Source organism: Shewanella sp. Sh95, from assembly GCF_001308045.1.
Classification (GTDB): Bacteria; Pseudomonadota; Gammaproteobacteria; order Enterobacterales; family Shewanellaceae; genus Shewanella; species Shewanella xiamenensis.
This window is the reverse complement of record NZ_LGYY01000248.1, coordinates 1-236: the sequence shown is the minus strand read 5'-3', so window position 1 is coordinate 236 and position 236 is coordinate 1. Positions and strand designations below refer to the sequence as shown.

At 50.8% G+C, this 236-nt stretch carries 1 tRNA gene and 1 rRNA gene; both read right to left on the bottom strand.

What is annotated here, in order from left to right:
* Nucleotides 1–4 precede the first annotated feature (4 nt).
* Nucleotides 5–81 (bottom strand) — tRNA-Ile (locus AEA42_RS18815).
* Between the two features lie 70 nt (nucleotides 82–151).
* A 16S ribosomal RNA gene (locus AEA42_RS18810) occupies nucleotides 152–236 on the bottom strand; the annotation flags it as partial.

Below are 236 nucleotides of genomic sequence, written 5' to 3'. Positions count from 1 at the left end.
GGATTGGTGGGTCAGAGTGGACTTGAACCACCGACCTCACCCTTATCAGGGGTGCGCTCTAACCAGCTGAGCTACAGACCCATCTTTTACTCTATCTTCTATCAAGCAAATCTGTGTGAACACTCAACAAACATCGAGTTAGTCGTATAGGTAAGGAGGTGATCCAGCCCCAGGTTCCCCTAGGGCTACCTTGTTACGACTTCACCCCAGTCATGAACCACAAAGTGGTGAGCGCC